The sequence below is a fragment of the Streptomyces sp. NPDC002386 genome (genome assembly GCF_053593175.1).
On sequence record NZ_JBSFBX010000015.1, the window covers coordinates 148,143 to 173,452 of the forward strand.

Consider the following 25,310-nt stretch of genomic DNA (forward strand, 5'->3'; position numbering starts at 1 on the left):
CCCCGCGCCCGGAGAGGACTCGTCCCGATGACCACTCCCGTGGTTCTGTCGTCGCAGCTCGCGGTGAACCCGCTGGACGCGCAGTCGTTGCTGGCCGCCTTCGGCGTGATCGGCGTCGGCGTGGTGATGTTCGCCGAGACGGGTCTGCTGATCGGCTTCTTCCTGCCCGGCGACTCGCTGCTGTTCACGGCCGGCCTGCTGTGCACCGGCAGCGGGCGGCACGGCGTGCACCTCTCGCTGGGGCCGCTGCTGGCCGCCGCGGCGTTCGGCGCGCTGGCCGGCGCCCAGTGCGGTTACCTGATCGGGCGCCGGGCGGGCGGTGCCCTGCTGGCGCGCAGCCGCTCGGCGCGGCTGCGGGAGGGCGCGGAGCGGGCGGAGGAACTGCTCGGGCGCTACGGGCACGCCAAGGCGATCTTCCTGGCGAGGTTCGTGCCGGTGGTGCGGACCGTGCTCAACCCGCTGGCCGGAGCGCTGGAGGTGCCCCTGGGGGCGTTCACCGTGTGGCAGGTGATCGGCGGTCTGGTGTGGAGCCTCGGCCTGACCCTGGCGGGCTACGCGCTGGGCTCCTCCGTCCCGGACGTGGACCGCTACCTGCTCCCGCTGGTCGCGCTGATCGTCGTGGTGTCGCTGGTTCCGCTCGCCGCCGAGCTGTACCGCGGCCGCGGCCGCGGCAGGGAGAAGGAGGCCAGCGGATGATCCTGGCGTTCGACGGGTCGCCGGTCGACGGCTCCGCCTACCGGGCCGTGACGGATCTCGCGCAGCGCTCGCCGGGCTGGCTGGACTCCGCGGTGACGGTGTGGTCGGACTACGGGCCGGCGGTGTTCGCCCTGCTCATGGTCATCGGCTGGTGGCGGGCCCGGCGGTCCGGGGCGGCAGCGGCGGTGACGGCGCTGGCCGTGCCGGTGGTCGTGGTCCTGGCGTACGGCGTCGACGCCGTCCTGAAACTGGCGGTGCGCGAGGACCGGCCGTGCCGGAGCCTTCCGGTGCGGACCCTGGAGGCGTGTCCGGCGCCCGGTGACTGGTCGTTCCCCAGCAACCACGCGGCGATCGCCGCGGCCGCCGCCGTGGCGCTGCTGTTCGTCTCGCGGCGGCTGGGCGCGGTCGCCTGCGGGGCGGCGGTCGCCATGGCGGCCTCCCGGGTCTGGGTCGGCGTGCACTATCCGCACGACGTCGTGATCGGACTGGTGGTGGGCGCGCTCGTCGCGCTCGCCTCGGTGCCCGTGGTCCGGCGCGCGTCTGCGGCGCTGGCCCGCCGGATGACCGCGGCGGCTCCGCTCCGTCCCCTGCTGTCGGCCTCGTGAAGCGCGAGGACACCGCCGAACTGGCCGGCAGCGCGGGCCTCGGCGCGTGCGCCGCGTTCACCGTGCTGACCCTGGTCGTCGTCGGCCGGGGCGGTTCACCGCTGTGGCTGGACGACGGCTTCCTCACCTGGGCGGTCGGCCACCGCCCCGCCGTGGCCGTGGCCGTCGCCCGGGGCGTGACGTACACCGGTACCGGTGCCGTCCCCTACGCCCTCGCGGCCGTGGCCGGCGCCGTGGCGGGACGCACCGCGCGGCAGCGGCTGCTCGCGGCCGCCCTCTGCCTCGCCTGCCTCGTGCTGGGACAGGCCCTGCGGTACGGCGTCATGGAGCTGGTCCACCGGCCCCGCCCGCCGAAGGGGCTCTGGGCGACACACGCGAGCGGCTGGGCGTTCCCGTCCGGCCACACCACCACGGCCGCCCTCACCGCCGGGACTCTGATCGTCGCGCTGACCCTGCGCGCCCCGCGCGGGGGCACGGCGCTGCGGATCGCCGCCGGCTGCTGGGGTCTGGCCGTGGGACTGAGCCGCTGCTTCCTCGGCGTGCACTGGCTCACGGACGTCATGGGCGGCTGGCTGTTCGCCGCCGGCTGGCTGGGCGCCTGCCTGTGCGCGGCCGCCCGCCTGCTGCCCGCCTCCTTCCCCACCCGCCCGCCCGACCCGGCCGCGAGGCCGACGGAGGACCATGCGCCCCAGGATCCTGGTGGTCGAGGACGATCACGCCCTGCGTGACGTCCTGCGCCGCGGCCTGTCCGAGGAGGACTTCGACCCGGTCGTGGCCGCCGACGGCGCGACCGCCCTGCGGCTGGCCACCACCGGCATCGCGGCGGCCGTCCTGGACATCGGCCTGCCCGACGCCGACGGACGGGACGTGTGCCAGGCGATGCGGGCCAACGGCTGCCTCGCGCCCGTGATCTTCCTGACCGCCCGTCACCGGCTCACCGATCGCCTGGCGGGTTTCTCCGCCGGGGGCGACGACTACCTTCCCAAGCCCTTCCACCTCGCCGAACTCGCCGCCCGGCTGAGAGCCGTACTCAAACGGGTCCCCGCGTGGGAGGCGGTCGCGGCCGGTGACCTGGTCCTCGACGCGGTGGATCACCGGATGACCGTCCGCGGTACCCGCACCGCCCTGTCCCCCACCGAGTTCCGGCTGCTGGCCACGCTCGTCGCCGCGGACGGCGCCCTCGTGCGCCGCCGTGACCTGGTGCGGGCCGGCTGGCCCGAGGGCGCGCAGGTCAGCGACAACACCCTGGACCAGTACCTGAGCCGGCTGCGCCGCAAGCTGCGGGAGGCCGGCAGCGGTCTGACGATCGGCACGGCACGCGGAATCGGGCACCGCCTGTCATGAACCCCGCCTCGCGTGTCCTGCGGCGCCTCGCCCCGCGCACCCTGCGCGGCCGCCTCTCCCTGGTGGCGCTGACCACCGCCGCCCTGCTGATGACGGTCCTGACCGTGCTGTTCAACGCCGTGATGGACCGGCACCTGCGGCACCAGGCGGACGACGAACTGCGCAACCGGGCGGCGGCCGTCGCCACCACCGTCGACACCAGCGGACGCCGGGTGCGCGTCCTGGAGACGGTCAACGACCGCCTGCTCGACACGAACGTGTGGATCTACGCGGGCACCCGGCTGCTGGAGAGACCGCCGTCCGCCCCGGCCGGCAGCCCGGCGGCCCGGGCCGCCGGCCGGCTGGCCGCCCGCGGCGGGGACTCCTGCGCGACCGTCCGGGACCGCGGCGGCCGGCCCGTCCGGCTGTGTGCCCGGCCCGTCCCCGGCCGCCGCGCGGCCGCCACCGTCGTGACCGCCCTGGACCTGACCCCGTACCGCGGTTCCGCCGAGACCCTGCTGGTGGGATCGCTCCTGCTGGACGTCGTGATGCTGGGCTGCACGTACGTGCTCACCCGCCGGTCGGTCGGCCGGGCCCTGCGCCCGGTGCGGACGATGACCGACCAGGCCGCGCAGTGGAGCGCGGTGGGCTCGGACGAACGCTTCGGCACGGCGGACCACCCGGCCGAACTCGCCCGCCTCGGCGCCTCCCTGGACGCGCTCCTGGACCGCATACGCACCGTCCTGCGCCACGAACGGCAGCTCACCGGAGAGCTCTCCCACGAACTGCGCACCCCGCTCACCCGGATCGTGATGGAACTCGACTGGTGGCGGGCGCGCCCCCGTACGGACGCCGAGACCAGCGCCGCCCAGGAGACGATCGCCGAGGCCGCACGGACCATGCGCACGATCTGCGACACGCTCCTGGACGACGCCCGCGAGAACGCGCTGAATCCCGCCACCGCCCCCGGGACGACCGACGTCGTGCCCGTACTGGACGGCCTGCTCCGGCGCATCGGCACACCGGAGCGGGTGCGGACGGCGCTGGAGACGCCGACGCCGGTGCTGGAGGCGGGGGTCGCCCCCGCCCTCCTCGAACGCATCCTCGACCCGCTGCTCGCCAACGCCGTCCGCTACGCCCGCTCACGGGTGACCGTGTCCGCGTGGCGCGTCCCCGGCGCCGTGCGGATCGACGTCGTCGACGACGGCCCCGGTGTGCCGGAGACGTTCGGGGACGAGCTGTTCCAGCCCGGCCGGCGCGCCGATCCCGGCGACGGGCACGACGGCGCGGGCCTGGGGCTGCCGCTCGCGCGGCGCCTGGCCCGCGCCGTCGGCGGTGAGGTGTCCCACGACCCCGGGCACCGGACCGGGGCCAGGTTCACCGTCAGCCTGCCTTCCGGCTGACCGGGGTCCGCTCCTCCGTCACCGGCCGGGCGACGGACCGGCGTTCGCGCACCTGGGCGTACGCCATCAGCGCGAACAGCACGGCGAGGAGGACGGCGGAGGAGCCCGCCGTACCCAGGTCCAGGCCGCCCTTGGCGACCGGCTTGGTGAGGAAGTCGCCCGCGGTGGCGCCCAGCGGGCGGGTGAGGACGAAGGCGATCCAGAAGAGCAGGACGTTCGGCACCGCGGGCACCTTCATCAGCGCCAGGAGCACGCCGAGCAGCCCGGTCACGAGCAGTGCGCCACCGGCGTAGCCGAGGCCGGAGCTGTCGGAGAGGAAGTCGCCCATCGAGGTGCCGAGGGTGTTCGACACGAGGATCGCCGACCAGAACAGCGCCTCGCCCCGGAAGGTGACAATGTCCCGGATCCGGAACGTCATCCCGCTCAGCTTCCAGACGGCGAAGATCGCCAGCAGGACCGAGACGAGGATGGCCGCCCCGGCGGGGTAGCCGAGACCGAGACCCTGGGGGCCCCAGCCCAGCCTGGTCGCGCCGGCCGGGAGGTACCTGGCGCCGGCGTCGCGGTTCATGAAGTCGGACATCGTGGTGCCGGCCATGCTGGTCGACAGGATCACGGTCCAGTAGAAGAACGGGTTGTAGCGGCTGGACCGGAGCTGGACCACCAGCGTCACCACGAAGACCCCGAACAGCGCGATCGTCGTGAGGAAGTAGCCCAGCTTCAGGGTCTGCGCGAAGAGGTCGCCCGCCGTCTCGCCCAGGGTCGTCGCGGCGATCTTCATGATCCAGAACGCCAGTGTGACCTCGGGCAGCTTCTTCATCACCGACTTGGTCGTGTTCGACGCGCTCGCCACGTCGAGGTCGGTGAGGACCTCAGGTTGCTCCAATTCAACTCTCCTGTCCGGTCGAAACGACAGGGCGCTCGCCCCGGGAGACGGGACGAGCGCCCTGTGAGATCGAGCCGGCCGCCGACGGCGGCCGGTGCCCCCGACCGTGGCACGGAATACCTGAACGGATCCTGAACGCCTGCCGCGCGGCAGCTCAGGCCGCGCGCCGGGCGGCTGCACCCCGCTCGGTGACGTCCTTGCGCGTCACGCCCAGGTACACGACCAGGCCGAGGATGACCGCCAGGAACAGCGCGCTGGTGATCACGGTGCCCAGACCGAGGCCGCCGCCTCCGGTGGGCTGCGAGAGGTAGTCGCCGACCGAGGCGCCGAGCGGGCGGGTGAGGACGTAGGCGATCCAGAAGCTCCACACCGCGTCCAGACCGAACGCGAAGCGGGCGACGGCCACGACGGCGATCGCCGCGGCGAACAGGACGGCCGACAGCCGGTAGCCGAGGTCCATGCGCTCGGATACCAGGTCGCCGGCCGCGGTGCCCAGGGCGAACGTGAACAGCACCGCGAGCCAGTAGAAGGACTCGCGGCCGGTGGTGTCGACGCTGTGGATGGACAGGGTCCGCTCACGCCGGTACCAGACGGTGAACACCACGGCGAGGACGACGGCGAACACGGCCGTACTCGTCTCCAGCGGCACGCCCATGTGGTCGGTGAGGTTGTCGCTGATCAGGGTGCCGACCACGCTGATCAGGGCCACGGCGGGCCAGTACACGCCGGCCCGGTACCCCGCCGTGCGGAACTGCGCCACCAGGACCACGGCGAGCAGGGCGCTCATCAGCACCGACACACCGGTCAGGCCCAGGCCGGCCTTCTCGCTCAGCAGGTCGGCCGCGGTCTCCCCGACCGTCGTGCACAGCACCTTGATGATCCAGAAGTAGGCGGTGACCTCGGGCACCTTGTTCCAGCGCGGCCGGTGCCGCTCGGGAGTGGCGGGACCGCCGGCCCCGGAGAGCGCGGACGTCCCGGACGTTTCGTAGGTCATGGGCACCGACCGTGCCAGCGAACACCTGAACGCATCCTGACCGCTCACCCGGCACCGCCGGGTCGTAGTACCGCGGTACCACCCGCCGTGCGGGCTTCGGCCCCCGGTACCACCGAATTCGGGCATATCGGTCCTAGCGTTGCGGAGGAGGCGTCGGGCGGGCCCGGCGCCGCGGCCCCCGAGCGAGGGAGAACGCGAGTGATCGACGCACAGCAGCTCACCAAGAGGTACGGGGAGAAGACGGCCGTCGACGGTCTGGGCTTCACCGTGAGACCGGGGACGGTGACCGGCTTCCTCGGGCCCAACGGCGCGGGCAAGTCCACGACGATGCGCATGATCGTCGGGCTGGACGCGCCGACGAGCGGCTCCGTCACGGTGAACGGGCGGCGCTACGCCCGCCACCGGGCCCCGCTGCAGGAGGTGGGGGTGCTGCTGGAGGCGAAGTCGGTCCACCCGGGGCGCACGGCCCGCGGCCACCTCAGGGCGCTCGCGCTCACCCACGGCATTCCGCGCCGCCGGGTCGACGAGGTGATCGGACTGGCCGGTCTCGGCGGCGTCGCGGACCAGCGGGCCGGCGCCTTCTCCCTCGGCATGGGGCAGCGCCTGGGCATCGCCGCCGCACTTCTCGGCGACCCGCGGACGGTGATGCTGGACGAGCCCGTCAACGGCCTGGACCCCGAGGGCGTGCGCTGGATCCGTAACCTGCTCACCTCCCTCGCGGCCGAGGGGCGCACGGTCTTCGTCTCCTCGCACCTGATGAGCGAGGTGTCGCTGGTGGCGGACCACCTGATCGTCGTCGGACGCGGCCGGCTGCTGGCCGACACCACCGTGCGGGACCTGGTCCGCGAGGCGGGCGGCGACAGCGTCAAGGTCGCGACGGCCGACCCGACGCGGCTGCGGGACGTGCTGGCCGGTCCCGGCGTGGAGATCACCGGCCGTATCGGCTCCGAGGAGCTGCAGGTGACCGGGGTGTCCGCGCGCGAGATCGGGCTGAAGGCCGCCGAGCACGGGATTCCCCTGTTCGAGCTGACCTCGAAGGCGGTGTCGCTGGAGGAGGCGTTCATGGAACTGACCCGGGACTCCGTGGAGTACCACGGCGCCACGACCGGCACCGGGACCTCCGGGAGCGCGGCATGAGCACCCTCACGGCGACGTCCGAGACCCCCGAGACCCCCGGGACCGCTCCGGCCGCCGAGGACCGCCCCGTCTACCGGGTGACCGGCCGGCGGGTGCTGTCCTCCGAGTGGGCCAAGCTCTGGTCCCTGCGCTCCACCTGGATCACCCTCGGCCTGGGCCTGGTGTTCCTCGTCGCCTTCGGCGTCATCGCCGCGAGCCACTACAAGTCGGGGCTCGGCTCGGGCCGGCCCCCGGAGCGCGACTTCGCCGACGCGACGGGCGTCAGCCTGTCGCTGTTCGGCACGAACTTCGCCCAGTTGGCCCTCGGGGTGCTCGGCGTGCTGGTCACGGCGGGTGAGTACTCCACCGGGATGATCCGCTCGACCATGGCGGCGGTACCGCGCCGGCTGCCGGTGCTGTGGTCCAAGGCGGCGGTGTACGGACTGGTCGCCCTGGTGGTCGCGACCGTCGGCGCGTTCGCCGCCTTCCTGGTCGGCAGCCGGATCCTGTCCGGCACGCCCGCCGCCATGGGCTTCGGCCACTCCGGCGTCGTACGCGCGCTGCTGGGTGCCGGGCTCTACCTCGGCCTGGTCGGCGTGATCGGCACCGCCCTGGGCGCGCTGCTGCGGTCGGTGGCGGGCGGCATCTCGGTGCTCGTGGCCGCCTTCATGCTCGTCCCCGGACTGGTCTCCCTGCTGCCCAGCTCGTGGCAGGGCGACATCAACCCCTATCTGCCGAGCCACGCGGGCCAGTCGCTCTTCGCCCTGACCCACGACTCGACCACCCTGTCCCCGGGCGCCGGACTCCTGGTACTCCTCGGCTGGACGGTCCTGGCCCTCGGCGGAGCGGCGTACCGGCTGTTGCGCGGCGACGTGTGAGCGGTGTCCGGCCGCATGATGGGCCCATGACCTCCGTGGCCGCCGGGGACCTCGGCGGGATGGGGCCGCTGGTCGCCCGGCTCGGCCGGGCCGGCCGGCGGTTCCGGCACGCCGACCGGGCCCACCCGTGGGTGCTGGACGCCGCGGTGGTGGTCCTGGTGCTGTCGCTGTTCTGCCTGCCGGACCTGCTGCACGCGGTCGGCGGCGACGGACCGCGTCGCTTCGGCACGGCGTTCACCCGGCTGCCCGTGGCGGGCATGACGGCCCTGCAGGCCGGTCTGGTGCTGCCGCTGCTGTGGCGGCGCCGGGCGCCCGCCGTCGCCTTCGGCGCCGTCACGGCCGTGTTCGTCCTCCAGTGGTCGCTCGGCGCCGCGCTCCGTGCGGACGTCGCGCTCCTCGTCGCCCTGTACAGCCTGGCCCTGCACGGCCCGCTGCGGCAACTGCCCGGCGCCTGTGCGGTCCTGGCGGGTGCGCTGGGTCTGGTCGCGGCGCGGGTCTCGGTCGCGGTGCCGGTGTCGGACGCGCTCTTCTTCCTGCTCAGCACGGCCACCGCGGCCCTCGCACTCGGCCTGATGATCCGCATCCGGCGGGCCCAGCTGGCCGGGCTGCGGGACCGCGCGGCCCGGCTGGAGACCGAACGCGACCAGCGCGGCAGGCTGGCCGTCGCGGCCGAACGGGCGCGGGTGGCCCGCGAGATGCACGACATCGTCGGCCACAACCTGTCGGTCATCATCACCCTCGCCGACGCGGGCGCCTACGCCACCGCCGCCTCACCGGAGCGGGGGGAGGAGGCCCTGCGCCTCATCGGTGACACCGGCCGTCAGGCCCTGGGCGAACTGCGCCGGGTGCTCGGCGTGCTGCGCGAGGGGGACGGGCCGCGGGCCGGGCCGGAGCTGAGCCCGCAGCCGGGCCTCGCGGACGTCGACGCGCTGTGCGAGGGGGTGCGCGCCGCGGGCCTGGAGGTCGTCTACCGTACGGCCGGTGACGTCGACGCCCTGGACAGCGGGGTGCAGCTCACGGTCTACCGGATCGTGCAGGAGGCCCTGACGAACACGCTGAAGCACGCCGGGGCCGGGGCCCGTGCGCACCTGGCGATCGCCGTGGAGGACGCGCGGCTGACGATCGCCGTCCAGGACTCCGGCCCGCTCGCTCCGGCCGCTCGTCCCGGCGCGGCGAACGAGGAGGGACACGGGCTGGTGGGCATGCGGGAACGAGCGGCTCTCTACGGCGGTCACGTCAGCGCGGGTCCGCTGGGCCCGGGCTGGACGGTGCGCGCCGCCCTCGACCTCGCTCCCCGGGGCGGTGCCGCCGGGTGACCACCGTGCTCGTCGTGGACGACCAGCCCCTGCAGCGGTACGGCTTCCGGATGCTGCTGGACTCCGTGCCCGGGACCGACGTGGTCGGCGAGGCGGCGCACGGGACCGAGGCCGTGCGCAAGGCCGCCGAACTGCGCCCCGACGTCGTCCTGATGGACGTACGCATGCCCGGCATGGACGGCATCGAGGCCACCCGCCGTATCGTCGCCGCGGGCGGCCGGTCCCGGGTCCTCGTCCTGACCACCTTCGATCTCGACGAGTACGTCCACGCGGCCCTGCGCGCGGGCGCCAGCGGCTTCCTGCTCAAGGACGCCCGTCCCGAGGAACTCCTCGCGGGCATCCGTGCCGTGGCCGTCGGCGACGCGGTGATCGCGCCCGCGCTCACCCGCCGGCTGCTGCACGAGTTCGCCCGGCTCGTGCCGCCCGGCGGCGACGGCTCCGGCGGGGATCCGCGCCTGGGCGCCCTCACCGACCGCGAGCGCGAGATCCTCGTGGCCATCGGCAGGGGCTGGACCAACAGCGAGATCGCCGCACGCTTCGTGCTGTCGGAGTCCACGGTGAAGACGCATGTCGGCCGCGTCCTGTCCAAGATCGGCGCCCGGGACCGCGTCCAGGCGGTGATCTTCGCCTACGACCACGGCCTGGCCCGGCCCCACGCCGGATAGGACCTGCCCGGCGGGACGCCCGGCGCGCTCCCCCGTCCGGGGTACCCGCCGCCGCCCCCGCGTGTGTCCCCGGCCGGCGGCGGGTGAGTGTGCGCACCGTGGAACTCACGGAACTGGGATCACGGTGAGGACAGATGATCGTATCGGTGGTGTCGATGCCCGGAGGGGCCACCACGCGTACGGGCCTGCCGGAGGCACGGGAGCTGCTGGCCGCCTCCCCCTTCCTGCTGGTCGACGTCCAGCTCGCGGACGGGCCGGAGGCCGACGACGGCGACGTCGTGGCCGGACTCGGTCTGCGGTCGGAGTGCCCGTCCTGGTTCGGCAGGGCGGGCGAGCCGGTGCGGGCCCAGTTCATCGGCGACCGGGCCGGCTTCGTCGTTCCCGTCGTCCAGGGCGGCCGGGTCGTCCACGTCCACGTCCTGGCCACGGAGCGGCACCTGGTCACCCTGCACCGGGGACCGGCCCGGACGGTGCGGAGCCTGTTCGCCCGGCTCGGCGAGGAGAACCCGCCCGACACCGTCGCAGCGCTGTTCCTGCTGCTCCAGGAGGCCCTGGACACCTTCCGCCGGGCCGCGGTGGCGGACCTGCTGGTGGTGGAGGACCTCGAGGACGAGATGTTCGACCGGCGGCGCCCCGACCAGGTCTACCGCCTGGCACGGCTGCGGCGGCGCGCCGCGCTCCTGCACCACTTCCTGCTGCCCTACCTCCAGGCGACGGACGAGGTGATCATGCGCAGGATGCTCAGCCGTGACTTCCCCGAGGAGCGCCAGCACCTCGCCCGGGAGTTCCAGCACACCGGCCGGCTGGTGCTGACCGACATCCAGTCCCTGCAGGAGGCCACCCGGCGCGCCTTCGGCAGCTACTCCTCGCTGGTGTCGGGCGAGCAGAACGGGGTCATCAACCGGCTCGCCATCGTGTCCACGATCTTCCTGCCGCTGACGTTCCTGACCGGCTACTTCGGGATGAACTTCAGCTACCTCACGGACGAGATGGAGAGCCGGGCCGTGTTCTGGCTGCTCGCCGTGGCACTGCAGGTCGTGGTCCTGGGCGGCGCCCTGTACGTGCTGCACCGCACCCACATCTGGCGCAGGCTGCGGGACGACGAGGGGCTGCAGGACCTGTGAGCCCGGTGCGCCGGTGCCCCGGGTACGCCCGGGATCACTCAGGGGCGAAGGAGAAGCTGCGCCACGGCCCGGTGGACCTGACCACCTCGTCCGAGCCCTGCATGTTCAGGTAGATGCCCTCCTTGCCCTTCGGCGCGGTGCAGTCGGGCGTCTTGAACAGCAGGATGCTGTTCTGCGTGTAGTTGTCGACGCGGGTGACGTCCGCCCGGAAGCGGTGGCACCCCCCGATCGACGGGTTGGTGAAGGACTGCACCGTTCTGACGCCGTCGTGCGCCGTGATCGTGCCGGCCGCCTGGTCCTGACAGGCGGCCAGCCCCACTCCGGCCGACACGGCGCAGGCGAGCGCGGCCAGCGGACGTGAAACACGCATCGGTCCTCCTGTGGGTACGGAGAGCGTGTACGGAGAGCCGGCTGGAAGGTGGTCCCGCCCCACCACCACTATCCGCCAGAGCGGACCGACCCGCCTGGCGAGTGCGGTGGTCACGGGCGCGGGAGCCCGTCCAGGGCACCGCGCGCACGGCACTCCGCGCGGTGCCGGGCGATAGTGGTGAGGTACGGGCAGTTCCGCAGCGCGCCCCCGAGGAGGCCCCGTTGGCCGGACCGGACCGGGGTTCGCGGGTGGTGGTCGTGATGGGCGTGTCCGCGTCCGGCAAGTCCACCGTCGGAGCGCGGCTCGCGCAGCGGCTCGGCGTGCCGTTCCTGGAGGGCGACGACCTCCACCCCGCCGCGAACCGCGCCAAGATGGCGTCGGGGCACCCGCTCGACGACGCCGACCGGCGGCCCTGGCTGGCGGCGCTCACGGAGTGGATCCGCGCCACCGCGGCGAGCGGGCACGGGGGTGTCGCCTCCTGCTCCGCGCTCAAGCGCGCGTACCGCGACCAGTTCCGGCGCACCGGGGCGGACGTGTGGTTCGTGTACCTGGCGCTCGACCGCGAGGTGGCCGCGGAGCGCATCGCGCGCCGCAAGGGGCACTTCATGCCGCCGGCCCTGCTCGACAGCCAGTACGCCGCCCTCGATCCCCTGCACGCCGACGAGCCGGGCGTCACCATCGACGCGTCCGGCGGCTCGGCCCAGGTCGTGCGGGCCGCGCTGCGTTCCGTGTGCGGGCCGGACCGCTAGCGGGCGCCTCCCAGGAGGGTTCGGATGGACCTGATCCACTTCCGCATGGTGATGCCCCCGTCGCTCACCCCGCCGGTCGTCGGTCTGCTCACCGCGCACGACCGCGTCCTCAACCTCGTGGTGGTACGGGCGGCGCGCGTCCCGGACGGTGACGTGGTCGAGTGCGACGTGGTGAAGGGCGCGGCCAACGGGGTGCTGGAAGCCCTGCGCGGGCTCGGCGTCGACCGCGCCGGGTCGATCGCCGTCGACGACGTCGACATGATGTTCTCCCACCACGCCGACCGCCTGGAGGCCGAGCAGCCGGGCGCGCTCGTCCAGGCGCCCCTGTGGGCGTCGGTCGAGGCGCACATCAGGGCGGCCGGGACCTACCCCCCGTCCTTCTACCTGTTCCTGGTCATCGCCGGGATCATCGGCTCGGTCGGCATCATGACGAACTCGCAGATCCTGATCGTGGCGGCCATGGTGGTCGGCCCCGAATACAACGCGATCACCAGCATCGCCCTCGGCCTCGACCGCCGTAACCGCCGCCGGGTCCGGGACGGCACGCGGGCCCTGACGGCGGGGTTCCTGCTGGCCGTCGCCGTCACGCTGGCGTTCGCCTCGGTGGCGCGGGCCTTCGGCCTGCAGTCCACCGCCTTCGGGCTCGGGCTGCGGCCCGTCTCCCACCTCATCGACACCCCGGACTTCTTCTCCGTCGCCGTGGCCGTGCTCGCGGGCGTCGTCGGCATCGTCTCGCTCGCCGAGGCACGCGGCAGCGCGCTGCTCGGTGTGTTCATCTCCGTGACCACGATCCCCGCGGCCTCGGACATCGCCGTCTCGCTGGCCTTCGCCGACTGGGGGCAGGCCCGGGGCTCGCTGCTGCAGTTGCTGCTCAACGTGGTCGTCCTGGTGGTCGTCGGTGTCCTCACCCTGCGTCTGCAGCGCCGTCTGTGGCGCCGTGCGGCCCGCCGGGCCGCCGCGGACCGGAGAGCGGGTGGGTGCGGTCCGGCCTAGGCTGATCGCAGGAGGGGCCGCTCGGGTGAATCGCTTGCCGGAAGGGGTGCCCGGATGGACGACTATCCCCTGATCGAGAACCACGGCCTGCTCGGCGACCTGCAGACGGCGGCCCTGGTGACCACGGACGGAACGGTCGACTGGCTCTGTCTCCCCCGGTTCGACTCGCCCAGCGTCTTCGGCGCCCTGCTCGACAAGGACAGGGGCGGCCACTGCACGGTGCGGCCGACGCACACGATGTACGCGACCAAGCAGCTGTACCTCCCCGACACGGCGGTCCTGGTGACCCGTTTCATGACCGAGGCCGGCGCGGGCGAGGTCCTGGACTTCATGCCGGTGACCGGGACGTCGGCCACGGACTGCCACCGGCTGGTCCGCCTGGTGCGCTGTGTGCGCGGCACCATGACGTTCGAGGTCGAGATCGCTCCACGGTTCAACTACGGCCGGACGGCCCACCGGCTGCACATCACCGAGCACGGCGCCCTGTTCGACGCGGAGGACGGCACGGTGCTCACCGTGCATCCCATCCGCGAGCCGGAGGACGAGCGGCTGGTGGACGTCCTCACGGACCGGGGGAACGACCTGCACTTCACGCTGACCCTGGAAGCCGGCCAGCAGCGCGGTCTGGTGCTGGAGTCGGCGGCCGACGGACCGCCGCGGCAGATCCGGCTCGCGCAGTACCAGGAGCTGTTCGACGAGACCATCAGGTACTGGCGCACCTGGCTGGGGCAGTCGCAGTACTCGGGGCGCTGGCGGGAGACGGTGGAGCGCTCGGCGATCACGCTGAAGCTGATGACGTACGCCCCGAGCGGTGCCCTGGTGGCCGCCCCGACGGCGGCGCTCCCCGAGCAGCTGGGCGGCGAACGCAACTGGGACTACCGGTTCACCTGGATCCGTGACGCCTCCTTCTCCGTGTACGCCCTGCTGGGGCTGGGGTTCACCGAGGAGGCGAAGGCGTTCATCAACTGGCTGGGCGACCGGGTCCGCGAACGGGCCGGCAGCGACGGGGACTCGGGCCCGCTGAACATCATGTACCGGGTCGACGGGTCCTCCGACCTGAAGGAGGAGCTGCTGGAGCACTGGGAGGGCTACGCCCGTTCCGCCCCGGTGCGGATCGGCAACGGCGCCGCGACCCAGCTCCAGCTGGACATCTACGGCGAGGCGCTGGACAGCATCTACTTCGCGCACCGGCACGGGATCAGGCTGGGGCACCAGGGCTGGCTCTCGCTGCTGACCAACCTCGAGTGGCTGGTCGACCACTGGGACCAGGCCGGAGAGGGCCTGTGGGAGAGCCGCGGAGGCCGTCAGAACTTCACCTACGGCCGTGTCATGTCGTGGGTGGCGTTCGACCGCGCGCTGCGGCTCGCCGAGTCGCACGGCCGGCCGGGTCCGGCCGGACGCTGGAGCCACGAGCGCGACGCGATCTACGAGCAGGTCATGAACAGGGGATGGAGCGGGGAACGCGGGGCCTTCGTGCAGCACTACGGCAGCGACGTGCTCGACTCCTCGCTGCTGCGCATGTCGACGGTCGGGTTCATCATCCCCGAGGACCCGCTGTGGACGTCGGCGCTCGACGCGATGGAGCGGGAACTGGTCAGCGACAGCCTGGTCTACCGCTACAACCCCGAGGCCTCGCCGGACGGCCTGCGCGGTTCGGAGGGCACCTTCTCGCTGTGCACCTTCATGTACGTCGACGCGCTGGCGCGGGCCGGACGCACCACCCGGGCCCGGCTGGTGTTCGAGAAGATGCTGGGGTACGCCAACCACCTGGGCCTGTTCTCGGAGGAGATCGACCCGACGGGACGTCAACTGGGCAATTTCCCACAGGCGTTCACCCATCTCGCGCTCATCGACGCGGCGCTCACCCTGAACGACTCACTGGCACCCAGGTAGCCGGCCGGGTTCAACCGGGCGTCGGCGCGGGGCCGAGGAGCACGAGGGTGTCCTCCGGTGCCGCCCCGGCGAGCGGGACTTCCTCGGTGACGGGCTCCAGTACGCCGCCCCGCCGAACGACGAACAGGGCGTCGTACCCGGGCGGACGGGGCGCGGACACCGGCTGGACGTGGAAGCGGGCGCCGTGTTCGTGGCGGTCGGCGACGGCGTGCCGGACCAGCCGCCCGCCGAAGAGGGTGCGTCCGGCCGTGTAGGGGGCGACCACGCCCTCGCTGTCGGGCGGCGGTCCGACCCGGAAGACGGGGCCCTCGACGCTGTCCTCCATGACGATCGAGGCGAGCGCGTTGAAGTCGTCGTCGGCCGTGAGCAGGAAGACCGAGGTGACGCCCTCCAGCCGGGCCCGCGGGTCGGTGGCCGTGGCCATCAGCTCCCCGGCGACCAGTTCGATCCCCGCCGCCTCGATCCGCTCGCGCTCGTGCGCGCCGCCCGCCCACATCAGCACGTCGGCACCGGCGTCGCGCAGTGCCCGGGCGAGATCGACCACCCACGGATCGCCGCCCACCAGCAGCGGTCGCGCCCGCGCGGGCCGGCTGACGCCGAGCCGGCGGGCGAAGGGCCCGGCGGTGAGCGCGTAGACCAGGACGGTTCCCACGATCACCAGGAAGGTGACGGGGAGGATCTTCCCGGCGCCGCGCAGTCCCGCGGTGGTGAGCGAGGCGGAGAAGGTGGTGGCGGTGGACGCGGCCACGATGCCGCGCGGTGCCATCCAGCCGACGAAGGCGCGCTCCCCCGCGAGGAGTTCCGTCCGGACGGTGGACAGCAGGGCCACCAGCGGCCTGACCACGAGGACGAGCAGGGCGACGAGCGCGAGCGTGGGCAGCAGCACCGGGACGACGGACTTCGGCGTCACGGTCGCCGAGATGGAGATGAACAGCAGGCCGATGATGAGCTGCACGAGCGTCTCGAAGAACGGCCGGCGGGCGGGCATGTCGAGGCCGGGCAGGTTCGCGACGGTCAGCCCGGTGACGATCGCGGCGATGAGCCCGGTGTCGTCGTAGGCCATGTCGCAGCCCGCGGCCACGGCGACGACGGTGGCGAGCTGGGCCAGCGTGCCCAGTGTCTCGCCCAGCCGGAGCCGCCGCAGGGCGAACCAGAGCAGTGCGGCGCCGACCGCCCCGCCCACGAGGCCGAGGGTGACGCCGGCGAAGAACTCGCCGAAACGGAAGTGCCCGCTCCGCAGTCCGCCGGAGACGATGGAGTGGAAGACGACCGCGCCGAGGATGCCGCCGACGGGGTCGATCAGCGAGCCCTCCCACATCAGGACGCGGCGCACCCCGCCGGACGGCCGGACGTGCTCCAGCAGGGGCCCGACGACGGTCGGCCCGGACACCACGAGGATGACCCCGATCATGCTGGCCACGGCCACCGGCACCCCGAACAGGGCCGGCGCCGTGCCGACGACGGTCCCCCAGGTGAGCACCACGCCGAGCACCATCAGCCGGACGACGACGGAGCGGGTGGCGCCCTTGAGGTGGCGCAGGTCGAGGCCCAGCCCGGCGTCGTACAGGATGATCGCCACGGACAGGGACACGAGCGGGGAGAACGCCGGGCCCAGGAGCAGGTCGGGGTGGATGTCGTCGGTCAGGGCCCCGGCGGTGAACCCGGCGGGCAGCAGCAGGATCAGGGCCGGGACGCGCAGCCGGCTCGCGAGGACCTGGCATCCGACGGCCAGGGCCACGGTCAGCCCGAGGCCCAGCAGGATGGCTTCCTCGCTCACCCGGCTCGCGCTCCCGGCCGCGGCCCGGCCACCGGATCAGCCCTCGTCGCCGGTGCCGGTGCCGCGCAGGTCCGCGTCGGTGAGGCTCTCCAGCTCGCCGTGGGTGTCCAGCCAGTACAGCAGCGCGACCGCGGGGACGACGATCACGACGGCCACGAGCGTGACGAGGCCCAGCCAGCGCAGTGTGGTGTGCGCGCCCGCGCCCTCGGCCACGGTCAGCGAGGTCGGTACGAGGTAGGGGCGCTGCGCCATGCCCCAGGCGAGGATGGCCGAGGCGACCGTGCCGACCGCCGTCACCCGCGACCAGGCCCCGGACGGACGCGTCAGCAGCAGGCCGGTGGCCGCGGTGCCCACCGCCGCGACGACGACGAAGAACAGGCCGACGCCGTGCGTGAGCCCGTGCCACACGTGCGGGGCGTCGCCGTGCGTGACGATCAGGGTGATCACGGCGAGCACGGCGAGGGCGGCCAGGGCGCCCAGTGCCCGCCGCCTGAAGTAGCCGTCCAGGTCCGGCACGGCGAAGCGGCGGGCGTCCGCGGCGAGGAAGACGGCGCCGAGCGACGCCGTGGCCGCGATGGCGAGCAGCCCGAACAGCAACGAGGTGGGGTTGGCCCAGGCGTCCGTCGACGCGGTCGTCGTCGAGGTCACCCGGCCCGAGGCGACTCCCCCGGCGGCGGCGCCCAGGAAGAACGGCGTCAGCAGCGAGGCGACGGCGAACACGGCCCCGTACAGGCGCCGTCCGGCCAGCCTGCGGACCGGCTTGCGCAGGGCGAAGCCCGCACCGCGCAGCACGGTCCCCACGGCGGCCAGCGCCAGCGGCAGCCACATCGTGACGAACACCTGCTGGAAGAAGACGGGGAACCCGGTCCACATGATGACCAGCACGAAGATCAGCCAGACGTTGTTGACCTCCCAGACGGGAGCCATCGCGTGGTCGATCAGCCAGCGCGGGCGCTTGCCGCGCTCGGCTCCGCCCGCCGTCAGGTCCCAGAAACCGGCGCCGTAGTCGGTGCCGCCGCCGCAGGCGTAGGCCGCCACGGCGAGCAGCAGGACGACGGCCATGACCCCGGCGATCACAGGAACCTCCCGGCGGAACGCGGCCCGTAGGGCGTGTCGGTCTCCGGTGTCTCCGGCGGCGGCCCGCCGGTGGCGTCCGTCTTCCGCCAGCGCGAGCGCATCTTCAGCAGGACCACCAGGAACGATCCGAAGACGAACACGTACACGACGATCACCAGGCCGAACATGAGCCACAGGCTGCCGGCGCGGGTCGACGTCACCGCCTCGGCGACGCGCATGTTCTGGTACACGATCCACGGCTGCCGGCCGACCTCGGTGGTGATCCAGCCGCATTCGACCGCGGCCACGGAGGCCACGCCCGCGCACGCGGCGACCCGGTAGAACCACGGGGAGGCCGGCAGCCGGCGGCGGCGCAGCCACACGAGGGCGTACCAGAGGGCGAGCAGGATCAGCAGCGAGCCGATGAAGACCATGGTGTCGAAGGCGAAGTGGGCGATGGTCGCCTGGACGGCCGTCGGCCGGTCGTCGGCCGGCACCGACGTGAGACCGGTGACCTTGGTGTCCGGCCGGAAGCCGGCGAGGATCGAGTCGAGCTGGGGAATCCGGATGCCGCCGGAGATGCCGCCGTCGGGGCGCAGCCTGCCGTAGAGGTACTCCGGCTGGTGGGTGTCGGTGTTCCAGACGATCTCCATGGCGGCGAACTTCACCGGCTGCTTGTGGAAGACCTGCCGGGCGATGGAGTCGCCGAGTACGAACTGCACCGGGGTGAAGACGGCGGCGAGCGTGAAGGGGACGGTGAAGCCGAGGCGGTGGTAGCGGTCCCGGCGGCCGCGGAGCCATCCGGTCGCGTAGACGCCGGCCACGACGTAGCCGGCCGTCACGAACATCGCGACGACGAAGTGCCAGTACTGCGGGCCGAACATGGGCGTGAAGATCGCCTTCCAGATGTTCACGTCCACGGGGTTGCCCGCGGCGTCCAGGGTGAAGCCGCGCGGGGTGTTCATCCAGGAGTTCGCGGCCAGGATGCCGAACGCGCCGAGCAGGGCGGCGAAGGGCAGCGGCAGTGCGAGCAGGAAGTGGGTGCGGGTGGGCAGCCGGCGCCAGCCGTACAGGTAGATGGCGATGAGCACGGCCTCCAGGAAGAAGGCCCAGGCCTCCACGCCGAACCCGATGCCGAAGACGTCACCCCACCGGCCGAGCATTCCGGGCCAGAGCAGCCCGAACTCGAAGGACAGCACGGTGCCGGTGACGACGCCGATGGCGAACTGGACCGCCATGACGGCCGACCAGCGCCGGGCCAGCAGCAGCGCGGTCTCGTCGTTCCGGCGCAGTCCGTAGCCGTGCATGATGAGCGTGATCAGCGGGAGTGCGACGCCCAGCGGCACCAGGATGATGTGCGAGGCCAGGGTGAAGGCCATCATCGAGCGGGCCGGGAGGGTCTGCGGGGGCACGTCCGCCAGGGACAGGACCGTGTGCATGGGCGCCTTTCCGGGGGCCGACGCGGGTGAGACCGGTCAGCCGCCGGTGGCGAAGCCGGGGAAGAGGGTCATGCCGCCGTCGACGTACAGCGTGGTCCCGACGACGTAGTCCATGAGGTCGGAGGCGAGGCCCACCACGGCGTTGGCGATGTCCTCGGGGTCGCCGACCCGGTCGTAGGGGATCAGCCGCAGGAGGTCCTGCTCCGCCTCGGGGGTCTCCCAGGCGGCGCGGTTGATGGGGGTCCTGATGGCTCCGGGGGCGACCGCGTTCACCCGGATCTTCTTCGGGGCGAGTTCCTGCGCGAGGGTCGCCATCATCATCTGCACGCCACCCTTGGAGGAGGCGTAGTTGACGTGCCCGGACCACGGGATGAGCTGGTGCACCGAGCTCATGCAGATGATCTTCCCGGCCGCCCGGGAGACCTCCGGGACCACTCCGCGGCGCAGGAACTCCCTGGTCGCCTCACGGGCGCAGAGGAACTGCCCGGTGAGGTTGACGTCGAGGACCTTCTGCCACTGGGCGAGGGTCATGTCGGTGAGGGCGGCGTCGCGTTGCAGCCCGGCGTTGGCGACCAGGATGTCGACCGTGCCGAACTCCTTGACCATCCGGTCCATCATGGCGACGACCTGGTCCTCCTTGGAGACGTCCGCCTCGTACGCGGCGGCCCGGACCCCGAAGGCGGTGATCTCCTCGACCACCTGCTCGGCCTCGTCGCGGCCGGCCACGTAGTTCACCACGACGTCGGCCCCGGCCCGGCCCATGGCGACGGCCGTCGCCCTGCCGATTCCGGAGTTCGCGCCGGTGACCAGCGCCTTCTGGCCCTTCAGCAGATGTGCGGGGATCACGCCCCGCGGTGCGCCCTCGGTGGAACTCACGATGCCCTGCTCCTTGCCTGCGTGCCCGGACCGGCCGGGCCGGGGGCCCGGAGTTTCCCCGTCAGCCAAGCACCGGCGCCCGCGACCGGCATGCCGGGGCGGACCGCGTTGCGCTGCGCGGCTGAGGATCTTCGCCCGGTCGGACGCCCGCCCCGGCAGCGGGGTCAGCCCAGCCGCTCCAGCAGGTGGTCGCCCACCCGGAGGGCGTTGGCCATGGCCGTCAGGGACGGGTTGACCGCGCCGATGCTCGGGAAGAAGCTCGTGTCGACCACGTACAGGTTGTCCAGGTCGTGGGCCTTGCACTGGAGGTCCAGTGCCGAGGACGCCGGGTCGGTGCCGAAGCGCACGGTGCCGGCCTGGTGCGCGGTGGCCCCGATCGGCATGCCCTTGTGCAGGTAGATGCTGCGGGACAGCAGCTTGTGCTCGTGCATGCCGAGCCGGCCCAGCATGTGCTGGAGCTTGTGCCGCAGGTGCCTCAGGCCGGCGATGTTGTTGGACTCGTCGAGCGTGAGCCGGATCTGGCCGTCGTCCTCCAGGGTGACCCGGTTGTCCGGCAGCGGCAGGTCCTCGCCGCACAGCCAGAAGTCGACGGCGTGGTGGGCCAGCACCTCGAAGGGCATGTCCGGCGAGACCGCCCCGGCCCAGCGCGGGGCCTGGCCGTGGATCTGCTCGGCGTCGGACTTGCCGAGCATCTGGATCCCGCCCATCGGGAACTCGAAGTCGTCCGCGCCCAGGTACCAGTCGTGCAGGGCGAGGGTCTTCTGGAACCGGGTGTCGTTGGGCTCCTTGGAGACGGCCATCAGTGCCAGGTTGTTGTGGCGCATGTAGTACCGGCCGACCACGTCCGAGCTGTTGGCCAGCCCGCGCGGGTGCCGGTCGTTCGCCGAGGCGAGCAGCAGGGCCGCGGAGTTGACGGCCCCGCAGGCCACGACCACGATGTCGGCCGAGAACCGGGCCTCCTCGTCGCCGGGCAGCCGGGCGACGACGGTGGTGACGCTGCGTCCGGCGGGGTCCGTCTCCAGCCTGGTCACCCGGGCGTTGGTCACCATCTCCACGTTGGGGTGGGCGAGCGCCGGCTCCACGCAGATCACCTGGGCGTCGGACTTGCCGCGCACCAGGCAGGGGAACCCGTCGACGCGGTCGCAGCGGATGCAGGCGCTGGCGTGCGTGGCGCGGCCGTACTCGTCCTGGGTGAGGTTGACCCCGATCGGCAGATGGAAGGGGTGCAGCCCCTGCTTCTCCAGGTCGTGGCTCAACTGCTCGATGCGCGGCTCGTGTTCGACCGGGGGATAGGCGTACTGGGCGCTGCTCGGCCCCTCGAAGGGGTCCTCGCCGTGCCGGCCGTGCACCAGGTAGAGGTGCTCGGCCTGGGTGTAGTACGGCTCCAGGTCGTCGTAACCGATGGGCCAGGCGGGCGAGACGCCGTCGTGGTGGCGCAGTTCGCCGAAGTCCTCGGTGCGCAGCCGGAACAGGGCGGCGCCGTAGAACTTGGTGTTGCCGCCGACGTAGTAGTTGACCTCGGGCGGGAACTCGTCGCCGTGCCGGTCGAGCCAGAACTCCGGGGCCCGGTACTTGGCCTTGACGAACACGGCCGTGGAGTCCCAGTTGTCACGCTCGCGCCGCAGGTAGTCGCCGCGTTCGAGGATGAGCACGCGTTTGCCGGAGGGGGCGAGACGGTGGGCGAGCGTGCCGCCGCCGGCACCCGTGCCGATGACGATGACGTCGTAGGAGTTCCGGGCGTCCACGGCAACCACCGTCCTCGCTCTTCGGTCCGCGGCCGTTGCCGGCCTTCCCCCTTCGAACGTACGCGCCACGCGGTGCCGCGGCACCCGGAGCGGACCCGCGCCGGGCGGCCGGTCACAGCACGGCGACCGGGTTCACCGGTGAGCCGGTCGCCGCGGGGAGCCGGAGCGGGGCGACCACGCACAGGAAGTCGCTGCGGCCGGTCTCCTCGCACGCCGTGGCCAGTTCCTCCAGGTCGAGATAGTCGAGCAGATGCAGCCCCATGGCGTTGACGGCGAGGACGTGCACGGGGAACGGGACTGCGGTCACCGCGCTGGGCGCCGCGTCGTTGTTGCCGTCCGAACCGAGGACGGACACCTGCCGCTCGGCCGCGAACTCCATGGCCCGCGGGTGCAGGCCCGCCCTGGCCCGGGTCACGTCCCAGGCGCCGAGCGTGCGCCGGCGCAGCCGGTGGCCCACCCGGACCAGCAGCAGGTCGCCCGGCCCGGCCCGCACCTCCTGGGCGGTCTCGGCCGCCGCGAGGTCCTCGGCGGTCACCTGCTCGCCCGGTTCGAGCCACGGCACGCCGCGCAGGCGCGGGACGTCCAGCAGGACGCCGCGGCCGACCAGGCCGTCGCGGACCAGGTCGAGGGTGAGCGCTCCGGCGCCGTCCGGGGTCACGGTGCTCGCCGGCACACCGCCGTACAGCTCGCCGTCGAAGATCACGTGACACAGCGCGTCGAGGTGGCTGTCGACGTCTCCGTGCACGTTCATGGCGATCCGGTCGCGGGCGAAGTGCAGCCCGGGTGCGTCGCGCTCCCGCCGGTCCGGCGCGGTCATCCGGTGGGTCGCGGGCTCCGGGCTGTCCGCGGCGGTCCCGGTCTCGACGGGCGCGGCCAGCGACACGGTGCGTCCGGACCGCACTCCGGCGGCGGCCGCCACGACCCGCTCCGGGGTGAGCCGGTCCAGCGCGCCCCGCCCCTGCGCCGCCTCCCGCGCGGTCCGGTCCCTCAGCCGCCGGTACAGCTCCCGGAAGGCCTCCTCGGTCAGGGTGCCCGGTGCCGCGCGGCCGGCGGGGGCGGGCCGCTCGTGCGCCGTCATCGCGGACTCCTCCGCCGCGGCCCGGCGGTGTGCTCGGCGTGCTCGTCCCAGGTGGCCGCGGGCCGGGCGTCCGGCGGTCCGGCCGGCCTGCCCACCGGCGGCACGGGGCGGCCCGGCGGCAGCAGCTCGACCGTCACGAAGGCGACCACGGCGGCGAGCATCACCACGGGGATCATCGCGGCGCTGCCGAGCACCAGGACGACGAGGACCACGCTGCTGACCGGCAGCCGCAGCGCGGCCGCCGACGCGGCCGCCATGCCCGCCGCCATCCCGGGTACGACGCCGAAGCCGGGCAGCGGGGCGAGCAGCACGCCCAGGGCGGCGCCGAGGAACAGCGAGGGGAAGATGGGTCCGCCGCGCAGGCTGCCCAGGCACAGCGCGTAGGCCAGGCCCTTGCACAGCAGCACGGCGATCAGGGCGCCGACGCCCCAGGCCCGCGGGTCGGCGGCCAGGTCGGCCAGGACGGCCTGGCCGGAGGAGGCCACGTCGGCCGGGGACCGGCCCACGGCCAGCGCGTACACCGCGGCACACACTCCGGCACCGAGGGCGCACAGGGCCGTGTGGAGGACCGGCCGGCCCGCGGCGACGAAGACCGCGGCCCGCCGACCGGTGGACAGCGTCAGGTGGACGGCGACGGCCACGGCGACGGCCATCACCACCGACCAGAGCACGTCCCCGGCGTCGAGCCGGGGGAAGGGGACACCCACCTTCACCGAGAGGCTGCCGGTGGCGAGGCCGGTCCAGCGGCCGAAACCGGTGAACACCAGCGCCCCGATGCCGCTGGACAGCAGCGCCGGCAGCATGACCGCGAAGAGCTGCGGGCCGCCCACCCCGGCCACCTCGATCAGGATGACGGCGGCGACCAGCGGGTTGCCGAAGATCGCGGCCAGGGCGGCGGCGGCGCCGGCCGCGCCGAGGAGCGCCGTGCTCTGCGGTGTGTCCGCGGCCCGGGCGAGGTTCCTGAACCACAGCGCCAGGCAGCCGCCGAGCGCGATCAGCGGGGCCTCGGGGCCGAGCGTGGCGCCGAGCGGCAGGCTTGCCGCGGCGGCGAGGATCACTCCGGGCAGGGCGGCCGGGGCCATCCCCGCGGTGTGCAGGCCGCCGGCGGGGATGTGCCCGCCGGCGCCCGGCAGGCGCGTGACGACCAGGCCCACGGCGAGACCGGCAATCGCCAGCAGCGGCAGGGGCCACCACCACGGCGGGACGTTCCACCCCAGCCCGGCGGGGAGTTCGGCCCACAGCAGGTGTTCGAGTTCGTGGATCCCGACGAGGAAGAAGAAGGCGGCCAGCGAGACCGGGACGCCGATGACCGCCGACAGCAGCAGCGCCTTCTGGTAGGCCCGGGAGCGCAGCAACTCACGCAGCCGGTCGGCCTCTTCGGGCTGGCTGCGGGGGGCGGGGGCGGTGGACGGATCCGGCGGCGTCACGACACCGTGCCTCCCGTGTCGGCAGGGGACGTCGCGCTCACGGGCCCGTGCCCGGCAGCGCCCCCTCCCTCCAGCCATTGCAGCATCCGCCCGCGGGCCCCGCACTCCCGGAGACGCCGGGGCGGCGGACCTCGCGCCGCGTTCGGGATGCAGTTCGCGGTGACGGCCTCTTCACTGGGAGGAAAGCCCGTTTCGGGGATCTCTGGAGGCGGACCATGACTGGCAGATGGACACGGGGAGCGGCGGGCGTGGTCCTCGCCGGGGTCGTGGCGGTCACGGCCGCCGGCTGCTCCGACAGCGGCTCGGGGAACACGTCGGGCGCCGCCAGCAAGGCGGCCTCCGCGGCCTCCTCCGCCGCCTCCTCGCTCGCCTCGAAGGGGGCCGACGCGCTGGCCTCGGCCTCGGCGGAGGCCCGGCAGAAGCTCGACGGCGTCAAGAACGGGGTGAAGGCCAAGGACGACGTCACGCTCGGCACCCCGGCCGCCGCCGGCGACGGCAAGGTCACCGTCAAGGTGAGCGCCAGGAACACGGCGTCCTCGGCGAAGTCCTTCGCCGTCCAGGTCAACTTCACCGACCAGAGCGGCAATCTGCGCGACGTGACCGTGGTGACACTCAAGGACGTGGCGGCCGGCTCCACCGGTGAGGCCACCGCCCGGAGCAACCGCAAGCTGACCGGCGACGTGCGCGCCGTGGTCAACGCGGCGCTGCGGTACTGACGTCGGGCCCGCGCGGGCCGGGCCCGCCCGTTCGAACGCGGGGACGGCCTCCTCCCGGCCCTGGTGGGCCCGGCTGTCGCCTGGGGGCCCGATCACCCGGCGGGCGCCGAGGGCCGGGCCGCGGTCACGGTTCCGGCGCCGTCGAGGACGAGGAGGGCGTTGTCGAGGACGGGCGCCGGGGAGCGCAC

At 73.5% G+C, this 25,310-nt stretch carries 24 protein-coding genes; 14 read left to right on the forward strand and 10 right to left on the reverse strand.

Annotated elements, in window-relative coordinates; translation table 11 throughout:
* The first annotated feature begins 27 nt into the window (after positions 1 to 27).
* The 5 genes from ACWCPN_RS27770 to ACWCPN_RS27790 are packed head-to-tail and all read left to right on the forward strand — an operon-like array spanning position 28 to position 4,027.
* Positions 28 to 696, forward strand: coding sequence for a DedA family protein (locus tag ACWCPN_RS27770; protein ID WP_451211286.1), 669 nt, complete (start codon positions 28 to 30; stop codon positions 694 to 696).
* On the forward strand, positions 693 to 1,301 hold the full coding sequence (locus ACWCPN_RS27775; RefSeq protein ID WP_451211289.1) for a phosphatase PAP2 family protein: 609 nt from the start codon (positions 693 to 695) through the stop codon (positions 1,299 to 1,301). Before ACWCPN_RS27770 ends, ACWCPN_RS27775 begins: the two co-directional genes overlap by 4 nt.
* Positions 1,298 to 2,029, forward strand: coding sequence for a phosphatase PAP2 family protein (locus ACWCPN_RS27780; RefSeq protein WP_451211292.1), 732 nt, complete (start codon positions 1,298 to 1,300; stop codon positions 2,027 to 2,029). Before ACWCPN_RS27775 ends, ACWCPN_RS27780 begins: the two co-directional genes overlap by 4 nt.
* Positions 1,983 to 2,645 (forward strand): response regulator transcription factor, encoded by a 663-nt coding sequence (locus ACWCPN_RS27785; RefSeq protein WP_451211295.1) that lies wholly within the window; start codon positions 1,983 to 1,985, stop codon positions 2,643 to 2,645. The genes ACWCPN_RS27780 and ACWCPN_RS27785 overlap by 47 nt, the downstream gene beginning before the upstream one ends.
* Complete coding sequence (locus ACWCPN_RS27790; protein ID WP_451211298.1) at positions 2,642 to 4,027, forward strand: sensor histidine kinase; 1,386 nt, start codon at positions 2,642 to 2,644, stop codon at positions 4,025 to 4,027. Before ACWCPN_RS27785 ends, ACWCPN_RS27790 begins: the two co-directional genes overlap by 4 nt.
* Here the strand turns inward: ACWCPN_RS27790 and ACWCPN_RS27795 are convergent.
* Both ACWCPN_RS27795 and ACWCPN_RS27800 read right to left on the reverse strand, forming a co-directional pair.
* A complete protein-coding gene (locus ACWCPN_RS27795; RefSeq protein ID WP_451211300.1) occupies positions 4,008 to 4,910 on the reverse strand; it encodes a COG4705 family protein in 903 nt (300 codons plus the stop codon). The genes ACWCPN_RS27790 and ACWCPN_RS27795 overlap by 20 nt on opposite strands.
* 154 nt (positions 4,911 to 5,064) lie before the next feature.
* Positions 5,065 to 5,904 (reverse strand): COG4705 family protein, encoded by an 840-nt coding sequence (locus tag ACWCPN_RS27800; RefSeq protein WP_451211303.1) that lies wholly within the window; start codon positions 5,902 to 5,904, stop codon positions 5,065 to 5,067.
* Positions 5,905 to 6,102: 198 nt separating this feature from the next.
* Here ACWCPN_RS27800 and ACWCPN_RS27805 point away from each other — a divergent pair, with 198 nt between their 5' ends.
* The 5 genes from ACWCPN_RS27805 (at position 6,103) to ACWCPN_RS27825 (ending at position 11,003) form a co-directional block, all read left to right on the forward strand.
* Positions 6,103 to 7,041: an ATP-binding cassette domain-containing protein gene (locus tag ACWCPN_RS27805; RefSeq protein WP_451211306.1), complete on the forward strand. Its 939-nt coding sequence runs from the start codon at positions 6,103 to 6,105 to the stop codon at positions 7,039 to 7,041.
* Entirely contained in the window at positions 7,038 to 7,898 is an 861-nt protein-coding gene (locus ACWCPN_RS27810) for an ABC transporter permease (protein ID WP_451211309.1), read from the forward strand. The genes ACWCPN_RS27805 and ACWCPN_RS27810 overlap by 4 nt, the downstream gene beginning before the upstream one ends.
* A 26-nt stretch (positions 7,899 to 7,924) precedes the next feature.
* Positions 7,925 to 9,214, forward strand: coding sequence for a sensor histidine kinase (locus ACWCPN_RS27815; protein WP_451211311.1), 1,290 nt, complete (start codon positions 7,925 to 7,927; stop codon positions 9,212 to 9,214).
* Positions 9,211 to 9,879, forward strand: coding sequence for a response regulator (locus ACWCPN_RS27820; protein WP_451211314.1), 669 nt, complete (start codon positions 9,211 to 9,213; stop codon positions 9,877 to 9,879). The genes ACWCPN_RS27815 and ACWCPN_RS27820 overlap by 4 nt, the downstream gene beginning before the upstream one ends.
* A 134-nt stretch (positions 9,880 to 10,013) precedes the next feature.
* Entirely contained in the window at positions 10,014 to 11,003 is a 990-nt protein-coding gene (locus ACWCPN_RS27825) for a CorA family divalent cation transporter (RefSeq protein ID WP_451211317.1), read from the forward strand.
* Positions 11,004 to 11,037: 34 nt separating this feature from the next.
* Here the strand turns inward: ACWCPN_RS27825 and ACWCPN_RS27830 are convergent, their stop codons facing one another.
* Positions 11,038 to 11,373 carry a hypothetical protein gene (locus tag ACWCPN_RS27830; RefSeq protein WP_451211322.1) on the reverse strand — a complete coding sequence of 112 codons (336 nt, stop codon included), beginning with the start codon at positions 11,371 to 11,373 and terminating at the stop codon, positions 11,038 to 11,040.
* 260 nt (positions 11,374 to 11,633) lie between these two features.
* Here ACWCPN_RS27830 and ACWCPN_RS27835 point away from each other — a divergent pair, with 260 nt between their 5' ends.
* The 3 genes from ACWCPN_RS27835 to ACWCPN_RS27845 are packed head-to-tail and all read left to right on the forward strand — an operon-like array spanning position 11,634 to position 15,008.
* Entirely contained in the window at positions 11,634 to 12,122 is a 489-nt protein-coding gene (locus ACWCPN_RS27835; protein ID WP_392292302.1) for a gluconokinase, read from the forward strand.
* A 24-nt stretch (positions 12,123 to 12,146) separates the two neighbouring features.
* A complete protein-coding gene (locus tag ACWCPN_RS27840) occupies positions 12,147 to 13,115 on the forward strand; it encodes a DUF389 domain-containing protein (RefSeq protein ID WP_451211324.1) in 969 nt (322 codons plus the stop codon).
* A gap of 54 nt (positions 13,116 to 13,169) precedes the next feature.
* Positions 13,170 to 15,008: a glycoside hydrolase family 15 protein gene (locus tag ACWCPN_RS27845; protein WP_451211327.1), complete on the forward strand. Its 1,839-nt coding sequence runs from the start codon at positions 13,170 to 13,172 to the stop codon at positions 15,006 to 15,008.
* Positions 15,009 to 15,018: 10 nt separating this feature from the next.
* Here ACWCPN_RS27845 and ACWCPN_RS27850 read toward each other — a convergent pair whose 3' ends face one another.
* The 7 genes from ACWCPN_RS27850 to ACWCPN_RS27880 form a co-directional block, all read right to left on the reverse strand.
* On the reverse strand, positions 15,019 to 16,785 hold the full coding sequence (locus ACWCPN_RS27850) for a cation:proton antiporter (protein ID WP_451211330.1): 1,767 nt from the start codon (positions 16,783 to 16,785) through the stop codon (positions 15,019 to 15,021).
* A 36-nt stretch (positions 16,786 to 16,821) separates the two neighbouring features.
* Positions 16,822 to 17,847 (reverse strand): cytochrome d ubiquinol oxidase subunit II, encoded by a 1,026-nt coding sequence (locus tag ACWCPN_RS27855; protein ID WP_451211439.1) that lies wholly within the window; start codon positions 17,845 to 17,847, stop codon positions 16,822 to 16,824.
* 11 nt (positions 17,848 to 17,858) lie between these two features.
* On the reverse strand, positions 17,859 to 19,280 hold the full coding sequence (locus ACWCPN_RS27860; RefSeq protein WP_451211333.1) for a cytochrome ubiquinol oxidase subunit I: 1,422 nt from the start codon (positions 19,278 to 19,280) through the stop codon (positions 17,859 to 17,861).
* Positions 19,281 to 19,316: 36 nt separating this feature from the next.
* Positions 19,317 to 20,156, reverse strand: coding sequence for an SDR family oxidoreductase (locus tag ACWCPN_RS27865; protein WP_451211335.1), 840 nt, complete (start codon positions 20,154 to 20,156; stop codon positions 19,317 to 19,319).
* 164 nt (positions 20,157 to 20,320) lie between these two features.
* Positions 20,321 to 21,901 (reverse strand): GMC oxidoreductase, encoded by a 1,581-nt coding sequence (locus tag ACWCPN_RS27870; RefSeq protein ID WP_392291886.1) that lies wholly within the window; start codon positions 21,899 to 21,901, stop codon positions 20,321 to 20,323.
* A gap of 112 nt (positions 21,902 to 22,013) precedes the next feature.
* Positions 22,014 to 22,979 carry a cyclase family protein gene (locus ACWCPN_RS27875; protein ID WP_451211339.1) on the reverse strand — a complete coding sequence of 322 codons (966 nt, stop codon included), beginning with the start codon at positions 22,977 to 22,979 and terminating at the stop codon, positions 22,014 to 22,016.
* Positions 22,976 to 24,406 carry a chloride channel protein gene (locus tag ACWCPN_RS27880; RefSeq protein WP_451211342.1) on the reverse strand — a complete coding sequence of 477 codons (1,431 nt, stop codon included), beginning with the start codon at positions 24,404 to 24,406 and terminating at the stop codon, positions 22,976 to 22,978. Before ACWCPN_RS27880 ends, ACWCPN_RS27875 begins: the two co-directional genes overlap by 4 nt.
* Before the next feature lie 215 nt (positions 24,407 to 24,621).
* Here ACWCPN_RS27880 and ACWCPN_RS27885 point away from each other — a divergent pair, with 215 nt between their 5' ends.
* A complete protein-coding gene (locus ACWCPN_RS27885; RefSeq protein ID WP_451211345.1) occupies positions 24,622 to 25,122 on the forward strand; it encodes a hypothetical protein in 501 nt (166 codons plus the stop codon).
* The last annotated feature ends 188 nt before the right edge of the window (positions 25,123 to 25,310 follow it).

Bases quoted from the DNA above. Each gene is read 5' to 3' on its own strand.
- ACWCPN_RS27770 (WP_451211286.1), top strand. From the start codon at position 28: ATGACCACTCCCGTGGTTCTGTCGTCGCAGCTCGCGGTGAACCCGCTG.
- ACWCPN_RS27800 (WP_451211303.1), bottom strand. From the start codon at position 5,904: ATGACCTACGAAACGTCCGGGACGTCCGCGCTCTCCGGGGCCGGCGGT.
- ACWCPN_RS27875 (WP_451211339.1), bottom strand. From the start codon at position 22,979: ATGACGGCGCACGAGCGGCCCGCCCCCGCCGGCCGCGCGGCACCGGGC.
- ACWCPN_RS27775 (WP_451211289.1), top strand. From the start codon at position 693: ATGATCCTGGCGTTCGACGGGTCGCCGGTCGACGGCTCCGCCTACCGG.
- ACWCPN_RS27785 (WP_451211295.1), top strand. From the start codon at position 1,983: ATGCGCCCCAGGATCCTGGTGGTCGAGGACGATCACGCCCTGCGTGAC.
- ACWCPN_RS27835 (WP_392292302.1), top strand. From the start codon at position 11,634: ATGGGCGTGTCCGCGTCCGGCAAGTCCACCGTCGGAGCGCGGCTCGCG.
- ACWCPN_RS27885 (WP_451211345.1), top strand. From the start codon at position 24,622: ATGACTGGCAGATGGACACGGGGAGCGGCGGGCGTGGTCCTCGCCGGG.
- ACWCPN_RS27830 (WP_451211322.1), bottom strand. From the start codon at position 11,373: ATGCGTGTTTCACGTCCGCTGGCCGCGCTCGCCTGCGCCGTGTCGGCC.
- ACWCPN_RS27845 (WP_451211327.1), top strand. From the start codon at position 13,170: ATGGACGACTATCCCCTGATCGAGAACCACGGCCTGCTCGGCGACCTG.
- ACWCPN_RS27840 (WP_451211324.1), top strand. From the start codon at position 12,147: ATGGACCTGATCCACTTCCGCATGGTGATGCCCCCGTCGCTCACCCCG.
- ACWCPN_RS27790 (WP_451211298.1), top strand. From the start codon at position 2,642: ATGAACCCCGCCTCGCGTGTCCTGCGGCGCCTCGCCCCGCGCACCCTG.
- ACWCPN_RS27810 (WP_451211309.1), top strand. From the start codon at position 7,038: ATGAGCACCCTCACGGCGACGTCCGAGACCCCCGAGACCCCCGGGACC.
- ACWCPN_RS27855 (WP_451211439.1), bottom strand. From the start codon at position 17,847: ATGGCCGTCGTCCTGCTGCTCGCCGTGGCGGCCTACGCCTGCGGCGGC.
- ACWCPN_RS27815 (WP_451211311.1), top strand. From the start codon at position 7,925: ATGACCTCCGTGGCCGCCGGGGACCTCGGCGGGATGGGGCCGCTGGTC.
- ACWCPN_RS27825 (WP_451211317.1), top strand. From the start codon at position 10,014: ATGATCGTATCGGTGGTGTCGATGCCCGGAGGGGCCACCACGCGTACG.
- ACWCPN_RS27860 (WP_451211333.1), bottom strand. From the start codon at position 19,280: ATGCACACGGTCCTGTCCCTGGCGGACGTGCCCCCGCAGACCCTCCCG.